Genomic DNA, 21,737 nt, shown 5'->3' on the forward strand with positions numbered 1-21,737 from the left:
GTGCGCAGTGAAAAGAAGCAGGGAGGTGTGGGATTTGTGATCTTACTGCCAGTGGATGGAGGAGGCAGCCTACGAGGATAGGCTGCCGTTTGGACTAGACTTTGAATTTGGACAAGTCGCCATGCATTTCTTGCGCGGCGTTGGCCATGTATTCCCCTTGCTCACCGGTGTCGGTCGATTTTTGATGGATCTCCAGTGACAAATCACGCACGGCTTGGGTATTCCGGTTGATATCTTCGGTAACGGCCCGCTGTTCCTCTGCAGCACTGGCAATTTGTGCTGCCATTTCGGAAATGTCCCCAATCGCACGGGTGATCTCGTTCAGTTTGTCACTGGCTGACGCAGCCCGTTCGACACTGGAGGTCGCCATTTCGTTACTTTGTGTCATGCCATCTACCGCACGCTGTGTTGTATTTTGCAGCGTTTCAATCATGTTGCGGATCTCTTCGGTGGAGTCATGGGTGCGCTGACTCAGCACGCGCACTTCATCGGCGACGACCGCAAAGCCTCGCCCTTGTTCACCGGCACGGGCGGCCTCAATCGCGGCGTTCAAGGCCAACAAGTTGGTTTGCTCGGCGATATCTTGAATGGTGGAGATAATTTGGTTGATGCTTTGTGAGTTGGTGTCTAGTTCGCGAATCACGTTGGTGGCTTGATCAACGTGCTCAGCCAGCTGGGTGATCGCCTTACGGTTATCTTCCACCACGGAGAGCCCATCACGGCAGGCACTTTCTGCATCTTGCGCGGAGCGTGCCGTCAGCTCGGCATGGCTGGCGACTTCATTCGCGGTAGTGGACATTTCGTGAATGGCGGTGGCAATTTGATCCACATCGCCTTGCTGCTGACCGACTAAGTCGCTTGATTGGTGCGCCAGTTCTCGACATTGCTCAGCACGCTCTGAAAGCGCCACACTTTGCGAGACGCTACGACCAATCATGGATTGCAGTTGTTCTAGAAACGCGTTGACGTGACCAGCCAGTTCACCAATCTCATCATGACGCACAATATCGAGGCGTTGAGTGAGGTCACCGCTCCCTTTCGACAGTGAGCTGACCGCGTGCGTCAACTGGGTTAGCGGCGCCAACATGCGATGGATAAGCGCACCGGCAATCAGGGCAATGATGACAAACAGAATCACAGACGTGATGAGGGTCGAAATAATTTGTTCAGACACGGATGCAAAGGCAAGCTCCCTGTCTTGCACCACCCCTAAACTCCAGTTGGCCCCTTCGACATGAGTGACGGCGACCAGTTTTTCGCGACCATCACCATCAAAATCGATGGTCTGTAGTGAATCGCTACTGCGCGCCTGTTGGATAAAAGCAGGCGTGAGTTCATTATCGACTTGGGTGAGTGGCTTATTACTGAGTGCGGTATCACGGTAGGCGACGACGTTATTGTTGCTGTCTACCAGAAACGCGAAACCGTTATTCGGCATTTTGACGTTGAGCACTTCTTCAACAATGGCATTGACCGATAGATCGGCTGCTATTACACCTTGGTAACGGTCGTTAAAGGCTTTGGCAAAGCTAATGACCATCCCTGCGCCATTGGCGTCCACATAGGGAGGCGTGATGATTAAGCCGTCCGCTGCGCTTGCTTGCTTATACCACGGGCGAGTCCGAGGATCATAGTTTGCCGGCCAGGTTTCGGTTTTATCCCCGAATGCCACCGAACCGTCAGAGAAACCGGCGTAAACGGTCAGGAAGTTGCCCTGACGTTTGGTCAAGAGCAGTTCGCGATCCACATTGGATTGGCTGGCAATGAGTGGCACATTGGCTAGAAGCATTTTACTGCGAATATCAAGCCACTCATCAATAAAGTTACTGGTGGATAAGGCGATATCGCGCATTTGAGCGGTGACACTTTGTTGTGTCTCGTCTTTTAGCTGGCTCACGGAGAACCACGCTTGAACCGCGCTAACTAAAGCCACGACCAAAGCAACAGCAAGTAATATTTTGGTCTTAATGGTGAATTTCATGAAACGTCCCTCGTACTACCACGTTTATGACTCTTTTATTGAGTATTTGCTTAATTGTAGAAAGCTTGAGTCAGGGGTGATAATAAATTTATAAAAAAACTCCCTGTATAAAGCGACGCTTAAGGCCGCTGGTATACATATTGTTTTAGTTATCATATTTTTAACACTGACAAAACAGAGGGCTGTTTGTTTTGGGGGCAACACAAACAACTCTTGCTGATATTGAGGTGTTACGCCTATGTTAGTGCGAGGACCGCTGCATAGACCAAGCCTAAGCCACTGACTCCAAGAATCGTACCGACTTTGACCAAGTCACGGCTATCGATGAAACCAGTGGAATACGCCAAAGAGTTAGGTGGGGTAGAAACCGGTAGAATCATCCCTAATGAAGCGGAGAAAGCCACCACGACGAGCAATCCTTGCATGCCACCCACATTCACCAGTGATGGCATGGAAGCGGCAATGGCCGCCGCGATAGGCATCAATAAGTTAGCTGTCGCGGTATTCGACATAAAGTTTGCCATGAGCCAACAAATAATGGAGAGGGTGACCAATACTGTCATGGCCGTTAATACGCTGTAGTCCACGGCATGCGCTAATGCGGCAGCAAGGCCGGTTTCGTCTAGCGCAATGCCCATCGCAATCCCGCCGGCGACGAGCCAAAGGACATCCCAATTAATCAGTTTTAACTCGGCCTTGCCCATGATCCCTGTCAGGGTGAACAACGCGAGCGGGATCACCGCGACCACATAGGTATTCATGCCATGTAGGCTGGTGGTTAGCCACAGCGCAATGGTCAGCGCAAAGGTGGCATAGACGGTGTACGCTTGCCAGCCTCGCAGAAATTTGCCTTCCAGTGCCAGTGTGATTTCGGTTTGTGGACTGCGGAATAAGCGCTGTAGTAACCACCATGCAAACGCCAACTGGATCACCACAAAGGGTAGACCCATTTGCATCCATCCCAGAAATGAGATGCTGTATTCGCCGGTGAGATATTGTAGCGCAATGGCGTTGGGCGGCGTCCCGATTGGCGTGGCGATCCCACCGGTATTGGCGGCCACCGGAATACACAAAACCAATGCTTTAATCGCAGGATCGCCTTTCGGGAGTACACTCAAAATCGGTGCCAGTAGCGCCAGCATCATCACCGTGGTGGCGGTATTGGACATGAACATCGAGAACACCGCGGTGATAAGCATCAAACCCAGCATGATAAATTTGGGATGCTTGCCAAAGGGTTTGAGTAATACGCGGGCAAGGTTGATATCTAACTCATATTTGGAAGCCGCAATAGCCAGTGAGAATCCGCCCATAAACAGAATAATGATGGGGGAAGAAAAGGCGCTGAGAATATCGGTATAAGGGATCAATTCGCCTCGCGGATGATGCGCAGTTTCGCCGCGAAACCAGTGTAAGCCTTTATCGGAGATCATCACCAATTGCAGGGTAATGATCAGCAACGAGGTTGAAAATACTGGCACAGGTTCAAGAACCCACAGCAAGGCCGCCATCAGGAAGATCGCCAATAAACGGTGTTGAATTAAAGTGAGGTTGGCGATAGGTAACCAGTCGGTTGGGAGTAGGAGCAGCAACAATGGCAGCCCGAGCGAGACAAGTAACTTAGTAAAACGAGCATTGACCACAAATACGCCTCATAAGGGTTGATGTTGTGAGTGCGGGCTGACCATGCGCCAGCACGCCGATGCATCACAGGTGTATTGATGGGATCAATGATACGGATTTAAGAGGGAATTAACGGGAAAAATCTCCGAATTTGGCGACAAAAAAGGGGCATAAATGCCCCTTATCTCACAATTTTCAGCTGTTATGCCTGACGGTGCGCGTAAGGCTGTCCCATTTGTGTTGGGGTGCCGGGGGCTACGTCATCGTGAAAACGGATTGCTCCTGCTGGGAACAGGTTAATCACGGTTGAGCCGAGTTTAAATAGACCCATTTCATCACCCTGAGCAAAGCGGATAGCTTGTTCGCCTTCTGTCGGGTATTCCCATCGGCGAATGCTGCCACCGGTTGGCGGAGTGACTGTACCCGCCCATGTGGTGGCAATACTGCCTACAATGGTTGCGCCCACCAAAACTTGCACCATAGGTCCAAATTCAGTCTCAAATACGCACACTACACGCTCGTTACGGGCAAACAAGTTCGGCACGTTCTCTGCCGTTAGTGGATTGACGGAAAACAAATCGCCGGGGATGTAGACCATTTCACGTAACACGGCATCACATGGCATGTGCACACGGTGATAGTCACGCGGTGACAAGTAAAGGGTGGCAAAGTGACCCTCTTTAAACTGGTCGGCAAGGGCGTGATCGCCACCGACGAGTTCAGTGACATCAAACGAGTGGCCTTTGGCTTGGATAATACGTCCTTGCTCAATCAATCCGGCTTGACTGACGCACGCATCGGCGGGATAGACCAACGTCTCTGCATCGCCATCAATGGGGCGTAACGCGGGCTTGAGCTCTCGCACGAAAAAGTCGTTAAAGGTGCGATAGTAGGCAGGGTCACTGACTTTGGCCTCACTCATATCGACCTGATATTGCTTGATAAACCATTTGATCACAGCAGTGGTAAACCATCCACCTTTAAGGCTGGCTAGTTTCCCCATCATTCGGGTAAGGGCATGTTTCGGCGCTATATATTGCAGGCCGACTTTCAAATCGTCTCGCACGGTTATGTCCTGAATGGTTAAAGAATGTTTACGCGCCTTGCAGCGGCTAAGCCGCGCAGTGTAGCCAATCCGATGACGAAGTGACAGAGGCGCGTTGTTGGATCAGTTTTGCTTGTTACGTGAAAACTGACGGTTGTCTTTGGCTTCTTTCATGCTCTCGATAATGCGGTGATAGCTATCAAACCGCTCGACGCTGATATGGCCATCTTCCACGGCTTGTCTCAACAAGCAACCTGGATCATCGCCGTGCTTACAATCACGGAATTTACAGCCACCCAGATAGTCGCGAAATTCGACAAAGCCTTGTGCGATTTGTTCCGGCTCTAAATGCCATAAACCAAATTCTCGCACGCCAGGGGAGTCAATAAGATCACCCCCTTGGTCAAAATGATACAAACGCGCGGCGGTGGTGGTATGTTGGCCCAACCCTGAGTTTTCAGAGACGTCACCAATTTGCGCATCCACATCCGGCAGTAGCGTATTGACCAAGCTTGATTTTCCCACGCCGGATTGGCCGACAAAGACACTCACATGTTGATCGAGATGGCGTTCTAGCGCCTCTATCCCTTCGCCGGTATCGGCACTCACCAACACGATGGGATAGCCAATATCGCGATAGATGTCGAGTAATTCGTCCACCATTTCACGCCCCTCGCTATCTAGCAAATCGACTTTGTTGATGACAATCAGAGGACGAATATTCAAGACTTCGCAGGCAATCAAATAACGATCAATAATATTCAGTGATAACTCGGGCAAAATCGCGGCTACGATGATCACTTGATCGATGTTAGCGGCAACGGGTTTTACGCCATCATAGTAGTCGGGACGAGTCAGAACCGATTGGCGTTCATGCACTGCCTCGACAACGCCGGCAATGCCATGCAGGGTTTCTTTTCCCGGACGCCAAACCACACGGTCGCCAGTTACCAAGCTTTGCACGGTACGACGCAGATTGCAGCGATGGATGATCCCAGTTTGCGGATCCTCGATATCAGCGTGTTGGCCAAATCGCGTGATCACACGTCCCTCGCGTGCATTTTCTAGCAGCGCGTCATCCCATTGCACATCATTATCTTGCTGTTTGATCCGACGTTGTTGGTTGGATCGCACGCGCCGTAGTTGGCCTTTGGTAAGCTTTTTCTTTTTTGCCACGATGACTCTTATCGGTTAAGTTGGCTTTCATATCAAGCACAGTATGATACATGGTTTACGCATAAAAAAGGCAAGTTCAATGGCGTTCAGTGAAAACAATTTAATCTGGATTGATCTGGAAATGACTGGATTAGATCCTGACACCCACAAGATCATTGAGATCGCGACAATTGTCACCGATGCACAGCTCAATGTGTTGGCAGAAGGGCCGGTATTAGCGATTTCTCAGCCACAAAGCGAACTGGACAAAATGGATGACTGGTGTACCCGCACCCATACTCAATCGGGATTGGTGGCGCGCGTCGAGCAAAGCACCATTAGTGAGCAAGATGCCATCGATCAAACCCTCGCCTTTTTATCACAGTGGGTACCAGAAGGCGCTTCACCGATTTGTGGTAACAGCGTAGGGCAAGATCGACGCTTTCTGTATCGTCACATGCCAGCACTAGAGCGCTATTTCCACTATCGCACCGTGGATGTCAGTACCTTGAAGGAATTAGTCCGACGCTGGAAGCCTGAGATATTGAATGACTTTTCGAAGCAGGGAACGCACTTAGCGCTTGACGATATCCGTGAATCAATTGCAGAATTGCAGTTCTATCGCGAAAGGATCCTGACGATCTGATTTTATTTTCATCGATCTGATGTTCTTTTGAGCGATCAAAAGAAAAAACCAAAATTTTGCTCGTCAGCACTTGCAACCCGGTTTTTTCTTCGTATAATTCGCAGCCCTAACGACGTGAAACGTCTGTTGAAAGCGACATTAGCTCAGCTGGTAGAGCGCAACCTTGCCAAGGTTGAGGTCACGAGTTCGAACCTCGTATGTCGCTCCAAATTAATGTTCGATCTGATGTGGATCAGGTCGATCTAAGCGACACTAGCTCAGCTGGTAGAGCGCAACCTTGCCAAGGTTGAGGTCACGAGTTCGAACCTCGTGTGTCGCTCCAATTTAAAATTCGATGTAACGCATCGGCAATGCGACATTAGCTCAGCTGGTAGAGCGCAACCTTGCCAAGGTTGAGGTCACGAGTTCGAACCTCGTATGTCGCTCCAAATTACAACTCGGTATAAGCGACACTAGCTCAGCTGGTAGAGCGCAACCTTGCCAAGGTTGAGGTCACGAGTTCGAACCTCGTGTGTCGCTCCAATCACTTGGTTAAACACCAGTGCAACGTTTTTTATAACGTTCTCTTTAATGCTGTGAAGCATCATTCCTGATTTTTCGCTAACTATTTCGTCAAACCTTTCTCAAGGCGGCGTGATAGCGCGGTTTCGTCAGTTATTGCACAGAGTTATCCACAGATATATGCTTGTGGATAAACTGGTTGATGAATTTTTGCCGGCGAGAGGGGGTGGTGAGATATTGATCAAGTACCTTGTGTTTGTAGTACAGTGCTAATCGATACATTTAAAGCCCAAAACCTTGATTTTAAGTGGTTTTTTGTCTTTTTCTTCCAGTTTACTTAACGCTTTTCCACAATCTTATTCACTTCCGTGATCTTGCTCGCTTAATGCACCACCAATGTGTTTAACTATCAAGAAGTGCACCAAAACGGCGCTTACTTATGGACTTTTCCACATTGTGTGAATAGCGTCATCTTTCCGTGATAAGCCGCCGGTTAGGCGTCTCTAGGCAGGCCTTTTTCGATAATACGCACCAGCCGTTTGGTGCCAGTGGGTAAAAGCTGCACATCTATTTGTAGTCGCTTTTTCTCTTGTTCGCCAAGTGCCCACTGAATATGTTCATCGACTAAGGCATCTTCACCGAGTCGTGCAGATAGGCTGTTGACGATATCTTCATCGTAGGGGGCATTCCCCATCGCGATCGCGAGGTTACGCCGCCATTTACGTATGCCAATCCGTCGAATCGCTGACCCTTGGGTCAGGGATAAAAACGTGTCTTCATCCCAGTTAAAAAGGGTCGTGAGTGGCTGCTGCTCAAGGCTTGGGCGGCAATGAAAATCGGCCTCTAGGGTTAATTCTGCATCGCGGTTAAATGGACACACCAGTTGGCAGTCATCGCAGCCATAAATACGGTTACCGATGGCATGACGAAACTCGAGTGGGATCACGCCATCGTACTCAATCGTGAGATAAGAGATGCAGCGACGTGCATCGACCACGCCTTCGGCGACGATCGCTTGGGTTGGGCAGCTGGTCATACAGGCTACACATTTACCGCACTGGTTTTCGACCGGAGTATCGACCGGCAAAGGAAGATCGACCAATAACTCGCCGAGAAAGAACCAAGATCCTGTCTCTTTGTTGAGGATCAGCGAGTGCTTGCCTGTCCAGCCTAGGCCGGCTTTTTCCGCGAGCGGGCGTTCTAAAACAGGGGCAGAGTCGACAAAAGGACGATATCCGAATGGGCCTACTTCAGCCTCAATCTGCTGGCCCAACTTTTTGAGGCGGTTTCGGATCAGTTTGTGATAATCCCGCCCCAACGAATAGCGACTCACATACCCCAGCGTTGGATTGGCTAATGTAGTGGCAAAGCCCGCGTTAGGCGGCAAGTAGTTCATCCTTACACTGATCACGCGTACGGTGCCGGGCACCAACTCTTGTGGACGCGCGCGCATCATGCCGTGACGCGCCATCCAATCCATTTCACCGTGATATCCCAGATCTAACCAACGCTGCAGTTGCGCTTCATGTTGCGTAAGATCAACATCCGTGATCCCCACATGCTGGAAGCCTAGCGCTTGTCCCCATTGCTTGATACGTTGGGCTAATTGGTTGAAATCAATTGAAGCATCGGGCGTGGGGTGCGACATAGCGAGAAATCCTGGGCCGTGAAGTGGTGCAAGCACAATGAATGGAGGCATTCGATGGCAGCAAGTTTACCACAGAGTTTTTATCGTGCAGAGCAAGTCCGTGAGGGTGAGATTGCCGTGGCGAAGGCCCTTGAGATCCCGATGTACCAGTTAATGCTCCGCGCCGGACAAGCTGTTTTTGACACGTTAGCGCAGCGTTACCCGAATGCCGCACGGATATTGATTGTGTGTGGGGTGGGCAATAATGCGGGCGATGGTTATGTGATTGCTCGGCTGGCTAAATCGTCGGGATTGAACGTTACCGTGTGGGCATTAGGTGATCCAGAGCGGCTGACCGGGGATGCGGCCACTGCGTTTCAGGAGTGGCGGGATTGCGGGGGCACCAATGTTTCCAGCGCACCGACCATGCAACAATTTGATGTGATTGTGGATGCGATCCTCGGCACAGGTCTCTCCCGTGCGGTGACGGGGGATTATGCCGAAGCGATCTCGCGCATCAATCAAAGCCAAGTGCCTGTGATTGCCGTCGATATTCCCTCTGGGTTGTGTGCAGACAGTGGCTGTGTCAAAGGATGTGCAATCAATGCGACCATCACGGTGACGCTGATCGCGCTCAAACAAGGGTTAGTGACCGGTAAAGCGATGTCACACCGAGGCGAGCTCGTTTTTGCAGGGTTGAATGTTTCCACCGCCTTTGGTCGTCAGACACAGGCTGCCGGCTGGCTGATGAGTGATGATCTTTGCCAACGGTATCTTCCCAAACGTGATCGCACTGCGCACAAAGGCCAGTTCGGTCGGGTACTTTGTTTGGGCGGCGATCATGGTATGGCTGGTGCGGTGACTTTGTCAGCACAGGCGGCATTGCGGACGGGAGCGGGGTTAGTCAAAGTCGTGACCCAAGCGGATCACACCCTGATGTTGGTGACGCGCCAACCCGAATTAATGACCCAAGGTTGGGCACCCGGGCAGTCACTGAGTGAGGCACTGGAATGGGCGACAAACTTGGTGATTGGCCCAGGACTTGGCAGCAGTGCATGGTCTGACGCGCTGTGGAAAATCGCGGTTGGGGCGCGTGGTACTAAAGTGATTGATGCCGATGGACTCAATAAACTCGCCCGCCATCCGCAACAGCGAGACGACTGGGTATTAACCCCCCATCCGGGAGAAGCTGCGCGTTTATTGGGCTGTGAAGTGGCGGATGTGGAACTCGATCGCTTCGCCGCCGTCAAAGCTATCCAGACACGCTACGGTGGGGTAGTAGTACTTAAAGGCGCGGGCACGATCGTATATGATGGCACAGATTATGCTGTAGCCAATGTGGGGAATCCGGGCATGGCATCTGGCGGCATGGGCGATGTGTTATCTGGCGTTATTGGCAGCTTTATCGCTCAAGGCGTTGATTTATTTCATGCGGCGGCCATGGGCTGCTATCTTCATGGTAAAGCCGGTGACCAAGCGGCACTTGCCGGTGAACGTGGTTTGCTTGCCAGTGATTTATTACCCGAGTTACAGCGATTGATCGATTAATAAAGCCAACAGACGAGACGCAGTAGTAGCATGACCCAAACTTTTCATACCCAGTTGGCAGACGCCGACAGTACTGTTGCCCTTGGGGCAGCGTTGGCCCGTGCTTGTACGCAAAGCACAACCTGTTATTTACATGGCGATCTGGGCGCAGGAAAAACGACGTTTTGTCGCGGATTTGTTCAAGCAATGGGTCATACGGGTAACGTCAAAAGTCCGACGTATACCTTGGTCGAGCCTTACCAGCTCCCGCCTTGGCAGGTTTATCACTTTGACTTGTACCGCTTGGCAGACCCAGAAGAGTTGGAATTTATGGGGATTCGGGATTATTTCAATGAACAGGCACTGTGCCTGATTGAATGGCCGGAAAAAGGGCAGGGCTGGTTACCTCATGCGGATCTTGATATCACTTTGCAGTATGACGGCGAGCAACGCACGGTGGCGCTGACCGCAAATACCGAAGTCGGTGTGTCGGTTATCAATCGCTTAGAATGGGATGACTAGCATGATGTGGCAGCGGCTATGCACCTTGATGATCGCGGGTCTGTTCAGCGTAACAGGCTGGGCCAATCAGATTGAAAATATACGCGTTTGGCCCGCGCCCAATGAAACACGGGTCGTGGTCGATTTAGCGGATACGCCAGACTTTAGTTACTTTTCATTGACTCGACCTGACCGTTTGGTCATTGATTTAAAGCAGAGCTCACTGGCGACCTCGCTCCCAAAGCCGGTCAAGGGCAGCGATATACTGACTAAAATTCGCAAAAGTAGCCCGCCTGCCAAGTCCACCTATCGATTGGTATTTGAGTTAAAAGACGCGGCCAAGCCGCACATCTTCGCTTTGGCTCCGGGTGGCGAGTATGGCCACCGCTTGGTGGTGGATTTGCCTCATCCTGATAAAGTCGATAAGAATAAACCCGACTTGAGTGCCGCGGAAAAGAAGCGTCGAGAAACGGTGGCCGCGTTGCCGTTTGGCACCGATGACATCGTCGTGGCGATCGATGCCGGTCATGGAGGCAACGACCCGGGCGCGGTTGGCCCGACACGAAAATATGAAAAATACGTCACGCTGGCGATCGCCAAGCAAACCGCCGCCCGCATTAATGCGGTACCTGGGATGCGAGCGGTACTCACGCGCACCGGTGATTACTTTGTCGATTTGAATCGACGCTCAGAGATTGCCCGCCAGCACAAAGCTCACTTATTGGTTTCAATTCATGCCGATGGTTTCCACAAGCCTCAACCACGAGGGGCATCGGTATGGGTGCTATCTCGTCGCCGCGCGAACAGTGAAATTGGTCGCTGGATTGAAAGGCACGAAGAGCAGTCCAACCTATTGGGTGGTGGGTCCTTATTGGCACAAAACAACGAAGATGAATACCTCAGTCGCGCTGTGCTGGATTTACAGTTCAGCAACTCGCAAAAAGAAGGCTATAACGTGGCGACCCGGGTGCTTAAAGAGTTGGGGAAAGTTACCAAGCTGCATAAATCAAGCCCTGAGCACGCCAGTTTGGCTGTCCTCAAATCGCCTGATATTCCCTCTTTGCTGATTGAAACTGGGTTTATCTCTAACCCACAAGAAGAACGACTCCTGTTCCAACGGGATCACCAGCGCCGGCTTGCCGATGCGGTCTATCACGGGATCCGTAATTATTTTGAACATTTCCCGCCCGATGGCACCCTATTCGCCGCCCGTAAAAATGGGGTAAAACATACTGTCACGGCGGGGCAGTCGTTGTCTTTGATCGCCAATAAATACCAAAGCTCGGTCGCGGCGATTAAATCAGCCAATGGGCTAAGCTCTAACACGTTGCGGGTCGGGCAAGTGCTGTCTATCCCTAATGTCGATGTCGCTAGACTCGCCGGTAAGGGGGATAATGCTGCCTCTTCGACGCGTACGGTTACCCATACCGTGAGCCGCGGCGAGTTTCTGGGCAAGATTGCCGAGCACTATCAGGTGTCGGTCAGTACCATTCGCCGAGCCAATAGTCTGAAATCGGATACGCTTTGGGTTGGGCAAAAACTGTCGATTCCCGGTGCCACGACGCCGGATCGCAAGCACAAAGTCAAACGTGGCGAGTACTTAGGAAAAATCGCCGCGAATTATGGCGTGACCATTGAAAGCTTGCGGCAAGCTAATTCGCTGCGCTCTGACACCTTGGCGGTGGGGCAGACGTTAATCATTCCGGGAAGTTGATATGGCCATTCAGATTTTACCGGCTCGCTTGGCCAACCAAATCGCCGCGGGCGAAGTGGTCGAAAGGCCAGCGTCTGTGGTCAAAGAGTTGGTCGAGAACAGTATTGATGCGGGCGCGACCCGTATCGATATCGATATTGAAAAAGGCGGCAGTAAGCTGATCCGTGTGCGTGATAACGGCAGCGGAATTAGTAAAGCAGACTTACAGTTGGCGTTAAGCCGACATGCCACCTCAAAAATCCACACCTTGGATGATCTCGAAGCGATCATGAGTTTAGGCTTTCGCGGCGAGGCGCTGGCGAGTATCAGCTCCGTTTCTCGCCTGACCATTACCTCGCGTCCTGCTGAACAGCAAGAAGCGTGGTCAGCGTACGCCGAAGGCCGAGATATGGCTGTAAGTGTTAAGCCTGCGGCGCATCCGGTGGGGTGTACCGTGGAAGTGGTGGACTTATTTTTCAATACACCCGCACGACGTAAGTTTTTACGTACCGAGAAAACGGAATTTGGCCATATTGATGAGCTGTTGCGCCGTATCGCACTGAGCCGTTTCGATATCACTATCAACTTGCGTCACAACGGCACGCCAGTGCGTCAGTATCGGCGAGTGCCTGAACAGGGCGATCCGGTGCGTCGTCTCAAAGCGGTATGTGGGCAAAAGTTTGTTGACCATGCGTTGCGCGTGGAGCTGACCCATCATGATATGACGCTTCGGGGATGGATTTGTACGCCAGAAGGTGCGCGTCAGCAAAATGATATGCAGCACTGCTTTGTCAATCAGCGGATGATGAAAGACAAGCTGATTAACCATGCGATTCGTCAAGGCTATGAGCAAAGCCTTGCCCCTGACCAATATGCGGCGTTTGTTCTTTACATTGATGTGGATCCGCACCAAGTGGATGTGAATGTACACCCCGCGAAGCATGAAGTGCGATTCCATCAAGCCCGCTTGGTGCATGACTTTATTTTCCAAGCTATTTTTGATGCGTTACAGCAGGCCAGTTCTCCCGTCTTAGAGGGGGTGGACAATGAAACCGGTGAGGTCCGCGAACAGGCTAGCTATCAGACACGGCCATCTGCGGTGGCCAGTGATTACCAAACCGCGGTGAACCGTTTTCCAGATTATCCCGGCCAGCGCAAGGAGCCGGTCCGCGAGCGTGGGCAATCAGGCGAATGGTCGGGGAATCGCGCGTTTTCCTCGCAACCCGCGCCACCATCTAAAAAGGCGACACAAGCGTATCAGGCACTGATGACGCCTTACGCGTCAGAACAAAAGCCGCACGCGCAGACCGCTACACTCTCGGAAACATCAGCCCCAGCCGTGTCTGAGGCTGTGCCAACGGTAGAGGCGACGGTCGCCGATGTCAGCGATCGGCCCGCTAGCGCAGAAACTGGGTTAGGCAAAGTGCTCGCCGTGACTCACGGTCACTACGTGCTGATCGCGCGTGGTGATGCATTGTGGTTGGCGGATTATCAAGCCTTGCAGACATGGCGTCAGCAGGGAGCGTTGCGACCCGCCCTTGATGAAGGGTTAGTGGCACAGCCGCTATTGATCCCGCAGCGGATGTCGGCGTCGCCTCAAGAATGTGAGGCGGTTGAGCACTATCAAACCTTATTAGGGCGCTTTGGGATCCATATAAAGGTAAAAGGACAACAGTTGATGGTCATGACAGTATGTCAGCCACTGCGCCAGTCCAACCTCCAAGCTTTTATTCCCGACTTGTTGGCATTTTTATTGTCATTAACCCCAGATCAACCCCATGAAGATCACAGCTCAAGCATGTGGAGTTGGCTGGCAAAGCAGTTGACAGTAGCATCGGATCACGTCAGCCTTGCGCAAGCGGTACAGACCGTTTCGGAAATTGAACAATATTGGCAGGGCGAGGCGTTACAGCATGGCTATCAGCGCGTGTTTAAACGTCTTGACTTGACCACAGCGATAGAAGCATTACAGCATGACTAATCCGTTGCCCAAGGCCATTTTTCTGATGGGGCCGACTGCCTCCGGAAAAACGGATCTGGCTATAGCGTTACGTAAGACATTGCCGGTAGAAATTATTAGTGTGGATTCGGCATTGATTTACCGCGGCATGGACATTGGTACTGCCAAACCAACGGCTGATGAATTGGCTCAGGCCCCGCATCGCCTAATTGATATTCGCGATCCGTCGCAAGCCTATTCGGCGGCCGACTTTCGTGACGATGCGCTCACCGCGATGGCAGAGATTGTTGCCCAAGGCAAAATCCCGCTGCTGGTGGGGGGCACAATGTTGTACTTTAAAGCGTTGCTTGAGGGATTATCACCGCTACCCAGTGCGGATCCTGAGGTGCGCGACGCGATAGAAAAAGAGGCGCAGCAGCAAGGTTGGGAGGCATTGCATCAGCAGTTATGCCATATTGATCCTGTTGCGGGCGCGCGGATCCATCCCAATGATCCGCAGCGCATCATGCGTGCGTTAGAAGTATTCCGGGTTTCCGGACACACATTAACGGCGCTAACGGAGAAAAAAGGTGATCCTTTGCCGTATCGGGTTCACCAGTTCGCAATCACTCCACAGGATCGAGGAGAGTTGCATCGCCGCATCGAACTTCGCTTTGCCAAGATGGTAGAGGCTGGGTTTGAACAGGAGGTACGCGCGCTGTACGAAAGAGGTGATCTGCATCCGGATTTGCCGTCGATTCGTTGCGTGGGGTATCGCCAGATGTGGGATTATTTGGCCGGACGCTGCACCCATGAAGAAGCCGTTTATCGTGGGATTTGCGCGACGCGCCAGTTGGCCAAACGTCAGATTACTTGGCTTCGCGGCTGGGAAAATGTGACTTGGCTTGATAGTGACTCGCCGTCACTATCTTTACAAACGGTGACAAAAGCGTTGGCGGCAGAGACAGAGACTTAATGTATACTGTCCCTGACAAGGACGCTGCTTAACCGCTTAGATTGACTACAATTACAAACAAATAAGGAAAAGAAATAATGGCTAAGGGGCAATCATTACAAGACCCATTCTTAAATGCGCTACGTCGTGAGCGTATTCCCGTTTCCATTTACTTGGTGAATGGCATTAAGTTACAAGGCCAGATTGAATCGTTTGATCAATTCGTGATTCTGCTGAAAAACACGGTTAACCAGATGGTGTATAAGCACGCGATCTCAACCGTCGTGCCTGCACGTCCAGTCAGCCACCATAACAATAACCAGGGTTCTGCCGAGCGTTCACACGGTGATCGTCAGCAGGATAAACCTGAGGAGTGAGCATTCATTTGCTAAGGAGCTGTTTGCTTGTTTGACCGTTACGAGGCCGGTGAACAGGCTGTACTCGTTCATATCAATTTTACCCATGATGGCGAGTGGGACGATCTCAGCGAGTTTCAAATGCTGGTGTCGTCCTCGGGTGTCGATGCCTTGCAAGTTGTTGTCGGCAGCCGTCAGTCACCACATCCCAAGTATTTTGTCGGTGAGGGTAAGGCGCAAGAAGTCGCTGACACCGTACGCCAAGTCGGTGCCGATGTCGTGATCTTCAATCACGCATTATCACCGGCGCAAGAGCGTAACTTGGAACAATTGTTTAAGTGTCGGGTATTAGACCGAACCGGCTTGATCCTCGACATCTTTGCCCAACGTGCACGCACCCATGAGGGTAAGTTGCAGGTAGAGCTGGCCCAGCTACGCCACCTGTCAACGCGTTTGGTGCGAGGCTGGACTCACCTTGAGCGGCAAAAAGGTGGGATTGGTTTGCGCGGGCCGGGTGAAACCCAGTTGGAAACTGACCGTCGATTATTGCGAGATCGCGTAAAAGCGATTCTTCGTCGGTTGGAAAAAGTCGCCAAGCAGCGAGAGCAGGGGCGTCGTGCGCGAGCGCGCGCGGAAGTGCCCACTATCTCACTCGTAGGCTATACCAACGCTGGGAAATCAACGTTATTTAACCGCATCACTGAAGCGGGTGTGTATGCCGCGGATCAGTTGTTTGCCACCCTAGATCCGACCTTACGCCGGATTGAAGTGGAGGATGTTGGTCCCTCAATTCTTGCCGACACGGTGGGCTTTATTCGCCACCTGCCGCATGACTTGGTGGCTGCATTTAAAGCAACCTTGCAAGAAACCCAAGAAGCGGACTTGCTGCTGCACGTGGTCGATGCCAGTGATGACAGGTACCGTGACAATATGGAAGCGGTCAACAGCGTGCTAGAAGAAATTGACGCCGCTGATGTGCCTCGTCTGATTGTCATGAATAAAATCGATAGTCTAGAACGCGCTGAACCTCGTATTGAACGAGACGACGAGGGGATCCCACAAGCGGTATGGGTCTCGGCGCTATCCGGACAAGGAATTTCGCTGATATTTGAAGCCCTCACCGAGCGTTTGGCTGGCACTATGGTGAAACATCGCCTGCGGTTGCCACCAAGCATGGCGGGCCGAATGCACAGTAAGTTTTGTCAGATGCGCTGCATTGTGCACGAGGAGTACCAAGACGATGGTCACTTACTCGTTGATGTGCGTTTGCCACAAACAGATTGGTATCGGCTGGAAAAAAGAGAAGGCAGTCACCTTGGCGACTTTATCGTCAGCGACTAGGCTGCTAAAGTAAAAAACTATCGTCAGATCAATTTGATGGAGAGCGCGAATGGCGTGGAATGAGCCAGGAAACAATGGCGGTCCCGATAAAGACCCCTGGGGCAATCGTGGTGGCCGGAATCAAGGCCCACCGGATCTTGATGAACTATTTAACAAGCTAAGCCGCAAACTCGGTGGCTTAGGCGGCGGAGGCCGTAAAGGCAAAGGCCCATCCTTTGGGGGAGGCGTCGCCGGTCTAGGTGTACTTGCACTGATTGGCGCGATTGTTTGGGGGATCTCTGGGTTCTACACCATCGGCGAAGCCGAGCGGGGTGTGGTGCTGCGTTTTGGACAATATGACCGGATCGTGCAGCCTGGTTTGAACTGGAAACCTACCTTTGTGGACACGGTCAGCACCGTTAACGTTGAATCTATCCGTTCTCTGAACAGCTCGGGTCTTATGCTGACCAAAGACGAGAACGTGGTGAACGTTGAAATGGACGTGCAATACCGCGTGATGGATCCACAGCAATATCTTTACAGCGTCACCAATGCTGACGATAGCTTACGTCAAGCGACAGATTCAGCGCTTCGTGCGGTAGTCGGTGACTCCTTGATGGACGATATCATCACCCGTGGTCGTCAAGAAGTGCGTGAGCGTACCCAAGTGGAACTCAACAAAATCATCGACAAGTACGACATGGGACTGTTGGTGGTGGATGTGAACTTCCAATATGCGCGTCCACCGGAGCAAGTGAAAGACGCGTTTGATGATGCGATTGCAGCACGAGAGGATGAAGCGCGCTTTATCCGTGAAGCTGAAGCGTATCGTAATGACGTATTGCCAAAAGCAACCGGTCGTGCGGAAACCTTGAAAAAAGCCGCATTGGGTTACAAAGAGCGTACGGTTAACGAAGCACAAGGTGAAGTGTCTCAATTTGAGAAACTCTTGCCTGAGTACCGTGAAGCCCCACGCGTAACGCGTAACCGTCTGTATATTCAGACCATGGAAGAAGTCTACAGCAACACCAGTAAGGTGATGGTGGATTCGCAAAGCGGCAACAGCAATCTGTTATATCTCCCACTCGATAAGCTAATGGGAGGCGCAGCCGTTGGACCGAACCAGCGTAAAGAGACGTCGAGCAGCCAATATGGTATTGAGCTTGAACAAAGCGCACAGCCAACCCAGCAAGAGTCGGCGCCGCGTTCTGGTTCATCACGAGAAGGGAGATACTAAGCATGCGTAAGATGATGATCCCTGTTGTCGTCCTAGCCGTTGTTGTCTTTTTGATGTCGATCTTCGTGGTGAGTGAAGGCGAACGTAGCATCGTGGTCCGTTTTGGGCGCGTGCTTAAAACGGATAACGACGTGGCGAAAATCTATCAGCCGGGTCTGCATTTCAAACTGCCATTGTTTGATCGCGTCAACACACTCGATGCGCGTATCCAAACCATGGATGACCGTGCTGACCGTTTTGTTACCGCCGAGAAAAAAGACGTCATTATTGACTCTTACGTGAAGTGGCGTATCAAAGACTTTGGCCAGTATTACCTGTCCACTGGTGGTGGTAACAAACTGACTGCCGAGTCGTTGTTGCAGCGTCGTGTCGCGGATGGCTTGCGTGCCGAAATCGGTAGCAAAACCATTAAAGAAATCGTGTCTGAAAAGCGTGATGAGGTCATGAAAAGTGTCCTTGATCGTGCGGCGAGCGAAGGTTCACGTGATTTGGGTATTGAGTTGATTGACTTGCGTATCAAGCGTATCAACCTGCCGAGTGAAATCAGTGAGTCTATTTATGCACGTATGCGTGCTGAGCGTGAGGCGGTTGCCCGTCGTCATCGTGCACAAGGGCGTGAGCAAGCGGAAATTATTCGCGCGCAAGCTGAGCTAGAAGTGGCGACTATTCTGTCTAAAGCAGAGCGTCAAGCGCGGATCACCCGTGGTGAAGCTGACGCAGAAGTGGCGAAGCTGTTTGCTAACGCGTTCAAGAAAGAGCCTGAGTTTTATAGCTTTGTACGCTCGCTACAAGCCTATCGTAAAAGCTTTAACAGTAAGAGCGATATGCTGGTGGTTGATCCGAAAAGTGACTTCTTCAAATACATGAAGCAGCCTGACGTGATCAATAAATAAACCGCAATAACCGCGAGAAAAGACAAGGCACTGCGCCTTGTCTTTTTTTTGTCTTCGGCTTATCGCGCACAGCAAGATTCAATGTAGGAGGATGAATCATGACGACATTATGGGGAGCGCTTGCGCTGGTATTGGTGGTCGAAGGGTTGGGGCCCATGTTATTTCCTAAACAATGGCGACAAATGGTGACTGAACTGAGCCAACAGCCGGATAATCAGTTGCGACGTATCGGAGGCTGCTTGGTGGTGATCGGTGCGGTATTGGCCTATTACCTCTTGAGTTAATCAAGGGGCTGTCAGCTTGACGTGACAAGCCCATGGTAAGAAAACGACATTATGGTTAAAAAATAACTGCAACCGTTTTTTGAAGGTGCTAGAATCCATTTTTAACTAGCTGCATATCGAAAAAGATGGGTAATAACGTAGTAGTTCTCGGCACCCAATGGGGTGACGAAGGTAAGGGAAAGATCGTTGATCTTTTGACTGAAGACGCTAAATACGTGGTTCGCTACCAAGGCGGTCACAATGCTGGTCATACTCTTGTCATCGACGGCGAGAAAACCGTCCTACACTTGATTCCTTCTGGTATCCTTCGCAACAACGTTAAATGTATCATCGGTAACGGTGTTGTGCTGTCGCCGGATGCTCTGCTGAAAGAAATGGGTGAGCTGGAAGCGCGCGGTGTGCCGGTTCGTGAGCGCCTATTCCTGTCAGAAGCTTGTCCTCTGATCCTGCCATATCACATTGCGCTTGACGCAGCACGTGAGCAAGCACGCGGTAAGAAAGCCATCGGTACGACCGGTCGCGGTATCGGGCCTGCATACGAAGATAAAGTGGCACGTCGTGGTCTGCGTGTTGGCGATCTGTTCGACAAAGAAGCCTTTGCTGAAAAGCTAAAAGAAGTGATGGAATTCCATAACTTCCAGCTTGAGCATTTCTACAAGGCTGAGCCTGTGAGCTATGAAGAGACCTTGGCGACAGTCATGGAGCAAGCGGACATCCTCACTGGTATGGTGATGGACGTGACTCAAGAACTTGATGATGCCCGCAAACGTGGTGACAAAATCATGTTTGAAGGCGCACAAGGCACCTTGCTAGACATCGACCACGGTACTTATCCGTACGTTACTTCGTCGAACACCACTGCCGGCGGCGTTGCTGCAGGCTCTGGTTTTGGTCCGCGTCACCTTGGCTATATCTTGGGTATTGCTAAAGCGTATTGTACGCGTGTTGGTGCGGGTCCATTCCCGACTGAGTTGGATGATGAGATTGGCATGCACCTTGGTACTAAAGGTGCCGAATTCGGTGCGACTACCGGCCGTAAACGTCGTTGTGGTTGGTTTGATGCGGTTGCGATGCGTCGTGCAGTACAAATCAACTCAGTGTCAGGTTTCTGTCTGACCAAGCTTGACGTGATGGACGGCTTGGAAGAAATCAAAATTTGTACCGGTTACAAGATGGCAGACGGTTCAACCGTTGAGGTATCCCCTCTGGCCGCTGACGCGTACGAAAACATCGAGCCTATCTATGAAAGCATGCCTGGTTGGAGCGAGAACACCTTTGGGGTGAAATCTCTCGACGAACTGCCGCAAGCGGCGCTCGATTACATCAAGCGTATCGAAGAGCTGACCGGTGTGCCGATTGATATTATTTCAACCGGTCCTGACCGTAACGAAACCATCATCAAAGTACATCCGTTTGCTGAATAAGCAATTGCTTTGAATGATAAAAGCCAGCGCCTTGTCGCTGGCTTTTTTAATGCTTTTTTCGCCCAGCTTGGAATCGAGATCGCGCGATAGCGGAAAAAACTTGCCGCCTTTGCTAAAGTCATTTCACATAGCGCCGATACAAAAAAGGCACAGGTAGCCCTGACGCTGCTGCTTAGTTTTTTGTTTTGATAGCGAGTAGGCATGAAGTTTCGAACGCTAGTTTTTTCTCTTTTGTTGTCAACAGCAGCGGCCAAAGCGGACGTCGGCCCCGCTGTGCCTGTGTATGAAGAGAGCGAATTGATTGCCTTGTTCGAAACTAACTCTCACCTTGAACGGGTGAAGCAGGACGAGTGCCAATTGATCCAAGATATTGAAGCCCGTGCCACCCGTGTTGGATCGCCCGCCTATGAGTTTTTATATGGTGATATGCTGGCGTGGGGCGTGTGTGTGGATCAGGATGCGGAGCTGGGTGTTTACTACATGAAGCTGGCGGCACAACAAGGCTTGCCCGCGGCACTCGAGCAGCTGGGACGCTATTATGCCAATGGCACGCTCGTCCAGCAGGACCAGCGCCGAGCCATTCCTTATCTGCGTGAAGCGGCTTCGCTGGGGGATACGCGTGCACGCATCTTACTGGCTGAGCTGCTAGTGGACGATGTCGGCTCGCCGCTCGATTATGAAGATGCATACCGTTGGTTGTACCAAACTATTACCGCGGACACCCAAACCCGCAACCGGATTGCTCAGCTGCGTGCTGCGCTAGAAGCGCGTATGCCACAAAACATTATTGCGCGCGCCAAACGTCGCACCAGTTATTGGTAAGCACAATAAGCGATTTTGTCACACAAATTCGTTATACTCGCTACCACTCATCTGTTTCCAATCTGATTCGATATGGTGCCTGCGCCATATTCCTCTCGTTGTTTACAAGCAAGACGCTGAAACAAAACGTCAAACTGCGATCATCGCGGCGCATTAGCGTCAGTTAACAGATATAATGAAATCAACATACGCCAATAGGAAAAGGTCT

18 protein-coding genes and 4 tRNA genes are annotated in these 21,737 nt (G+C 51.4%); 17 read left to right on the forward strand and 5 right to left on the reverse strand.

The genetic code is table 11. The annotated features are described in order from the left end of the window. Window positions 1-94: 94 nt before the first annotated feature. The 4 genes from E8E00_RS00965 to rsgA all read right to left on the reverse strand — a co-directional run bounded on the left by E8E00_RS00965 (window position 95) and on the right by rsgA (window position 5,825). Entirely contained in the window at window positions 95-1,981 is a 1,887-nt protein-coding gene (locus tag E8E00_RS00965) for a methyl-accepting chemotaxis protein (protein ID WP_096630116.1), read from the reverse strand. 236 nt (window positions 1,982-2,217) lie between these two features. After that, the gene (locus E8E00_RS00970; RefSeq protein WP_069589726.1) at window positions 2,218-3,624 is read right to left on the reverse strand and encodes a DASS family sodium-coupled anion symporter; all 1,407 of its coding nucleotides are present in this window, start codon (window positions 3,622-3,624) and stop codon (window positions 2,218-2,220) included. 182 nt (window positions 3,625-3,806) lie between these two features. Beyond that, entirely contained in the window at window positions 3,807-4,670 is an 864-nt protein-coding gene (asd, locus tag E8E00_RS00975) for an archaetidylserine decarboxylase (RefSeq protein WP_096630114.1), read from the reverse strand. Between the two features lie 102 nt (window positions 4,671-4,772). Beyond that, window positions 4,773-5,825 carry a small ribosomal subunit biogenesis GTPase RsgA gene (gene rsgA, locus E8E00_RS00980; RefSeq protein WP_077765441.1) on the reverse strand — a complete coding sequence of 351 codons (1,053 nt, stop codon included), beginning with the start codon at window positions 5,823-5,825 and terminating at the stop codon, window positions 4,773-4,775. Between the two features lie 79 nt (window positions 5,826-5,904). Here rsgA and orn point away from each other — a divergent pair, with 79 nt between their 5' ends. From orn to E8E00_RS01005, 5 genes are all read left to right on the forward strand, one after another. Then, window positions 5,905-6,450, forward strand: coding sequence for an oligoribonuclease (orn, locus tag E8E00_RS00985; protein WP_069589722.1), 546 nt, complete (start codon window positions 5,905-5,907; stop codon window positions 6,448-6,450). A 132-nt stretch (window positions 6,451-6,582) separates the two neighbouring features. Beyond that, a tRNA-Gly gene (locus E8E00_RS00990) sits at window positions 6,583-6,658 on the forward strand. Between the two features lie 38 nt (window positions 6,659-6,696). Next, window positions 6,697-6,772 (forward strand) — tRNA-Gly (locus E8E00_RS00995). A gap of 30 nt (window positions 6,773-6,802) precedes the next feature. Beyond that, window positions 6,803-6,878 (forward strand) — tRNA-Gly (locus E8E00_RS01000). A gap of 18 nt (window positions 6,879-6,896) precedes the next feature. Further along, a tRNA-Gly gene (locus tag E8E00_RS01005) sits at window positions 6,897-6,972 on the forward strand. 472 nt (window positions 6,973-7,444) lie between these two features. Here the strand turns inward: E8E00_RS01005 and queG are convergent. Beyond that, complete coding sequence (gene queG, locus E8E00_RS01010) at window positions 7,445-8,572, reverse strand: tRNA epoxyqueuosine(34) reductase QueG (protein ID WP_141395139.1); 1,128 nt, start codon at window positions 8,570-8,572, stop codon at window positions 7,445-7,447. Between the two features lie 81 nt (window positions 8,573-8,653). On the opposite strand from queG, the gene E8E00_RS01015 reads away from it, so the two are divergent. The 12 genes from E8E00_RS01015 (at window position 8,654) to E8E00_RS01070 (ending at window position 21,529) form a co-directional block, all read left to right on the forward strand. Further along, complete coding sequence (locus tag E8E00_RS01015) at window positions 8,654-10,126, forward strand: NAD(P)H-hydrate dehydratase (RefSeq protein WP_096630108.1); 1,473 nt, start codon at window positions 8,654-8,656, stop codon at window positions 10,124-10,126. 30 nt (window positions 10,127-10,156) lie between these two features. Further along, entirely contained in the window at window positions 10,157-10,627 is a 471-nt protein-coding gene (gene tsaE / locus E8E00_RS01020) for a tRNA (adenosine(37)-N6)-threonylcarbamoyltransferase complex ATPase subunit type 1 TsaE (RefSeq protein WP_069589718.1), read from the forward strand. 1 nt (window position 10,628) lies between these two features. Next, window positions 10,629-12,320: a LysM peptidoglycan-binding domain-containing protein gene (locus tag E8E00_RS01025; RefSeq protein WP_096630105.1), complete on the forward strand. Its 1,692-nt coding sequence runs from the start codon at window positions 10,629-10,631 to the stop codon at window positions 12,318-12,320. Window position 12,321: 1 nt separating this feature from the next. After that, complete coding sequence (gene mutL / locus E8E00_RS01030) at window positions 12,322-14,280, forward strand: DNA mismatch repair endonuclease MutL (RefSeq protein WP_096630102.1); 1,959 nt, start codon at window positions 12,322-12,324, stop codon at window positions 14,278-14,280. Next, the gene (miaA, locus tag E8E00_RS01035; protein ID WP_096630099.1) at window positions 14,273-15,214 is read left to right on the forward strand and encodes a tRNA (adenosine(37)-N6)-dimethylallyltransferase MiaA; all 942 of its coding nucleotides are present in this window, start codon (window positions 14,273-14,275) and stop codon (window positions 15,212-15,214) included. The genes mutL and miaA overlap by 8 nt, the downstream gene beginning before the upstream one ends. Before the next feature lie 77 nt (window positions 15,215-15,291). Continuing rightward, window positions 15,292-15,570, forward strand: a complete 279-nt coding sequence (hfq, locus tag E8E00_RS01040; protein WP_069589712.1) for an RNA chaperone Hfq — start codon at window positions 15,292-15,294, stop codon at window positions 15,568-15,570. A 27-nt stretch (window positions 15,571-15,597) separates the two neighbouring features. Continuing rightward, window positions 15,598-16,890 (forward strand): ribosome rescue GTPase HflX, encoded by a 1,293-nt coding sequence (hflX, locus tag E8E00_RS01045; RefSeq protein ID WP_069589711.1) that lies wholly within the window; start codon window positions 15,598-15,600, stop codon window positions 16,888-16,890. Between the two features lie 49 nt (window positions 16,891-16,939). Beyond that, window positions 16,940-18,106 (forward strand): FtsH protease activity modulator HflK, encoded by a 1,167-nt coding sequence (gene hflK, locus E8E00_RS01050; RefSeq protein ID WP_069589710.1) that lies wholly within the window; start codon window positions 16,940-16,942, stop codon window positions 18,104-18,106. A gap of 2 nt (window positions 18,107-18,108) precedes the next feature. Continuing rightward, window positions 18,109-18,999 (forward strand): protease modulator HflC, encoded by an 891-nt coding sequence (gene hflC, locus E8E00_RS01055; RefSeq protein WP_069589708.1) that lies wholly within the window; start codon window positions 18,109-18,111, stop codon window positions 18,997-18,999. Window positions 19,000-19,097: 98 nt separating this feature from the next. Next, the gene (locus tag E8E00_RS01060; RefSeq protein ID WP_069589707.1) at window positions 19,098-19,283 is read left to right on the forward strand and encodes a DUF2065 domain-containing protein; all 186 of its coding nucleotides are present in this window, start codon (window positions 19,098-19,100) and stop codon (window positions 19,281-19,283) included. Between the two features lie 125 nt (window positions 19,284-19,408). Then, window positions 19,409-20,707 carry an adenylosuccinate synthase gene (locus E8E00_RS01065; RefSeq protein ID WP_069589706.1) on the forward strand — a complete coding sequence of 433 codons (1,299 nt, stop codon included), beginning with the start codon at window positions 19,409-19,411 and terminating at the stop codon, window positions 20,705-20,707. A 201-nt stretch (window positions 20,708-20,908) separates the two neighbouring features. Next, window positions 20,909-21,529, forward strand: coding sequence for a tetratricopeptide repeat protein (locus E8E00_RS01070; protein WP_069589705.1), 621 nt, complete (start codon window positions 20,909-20,911; stop codon window positions 21,527-21,529). The last annotated feature ends 208 nt before the right edge of the window (window positions 21,530-21,737 follow it).

The organism is Salinivibrio sp. YCSC6 (genome assembly GCF_004916735.1).
Taxonomy (GTDB): domain Bacteria; phylum Pseudomonadota; class Gammaproteobacteria; order Enterobacterales; family Vibrionaceae; genus Salinivibrio; species Salinivibrio proteolyticus.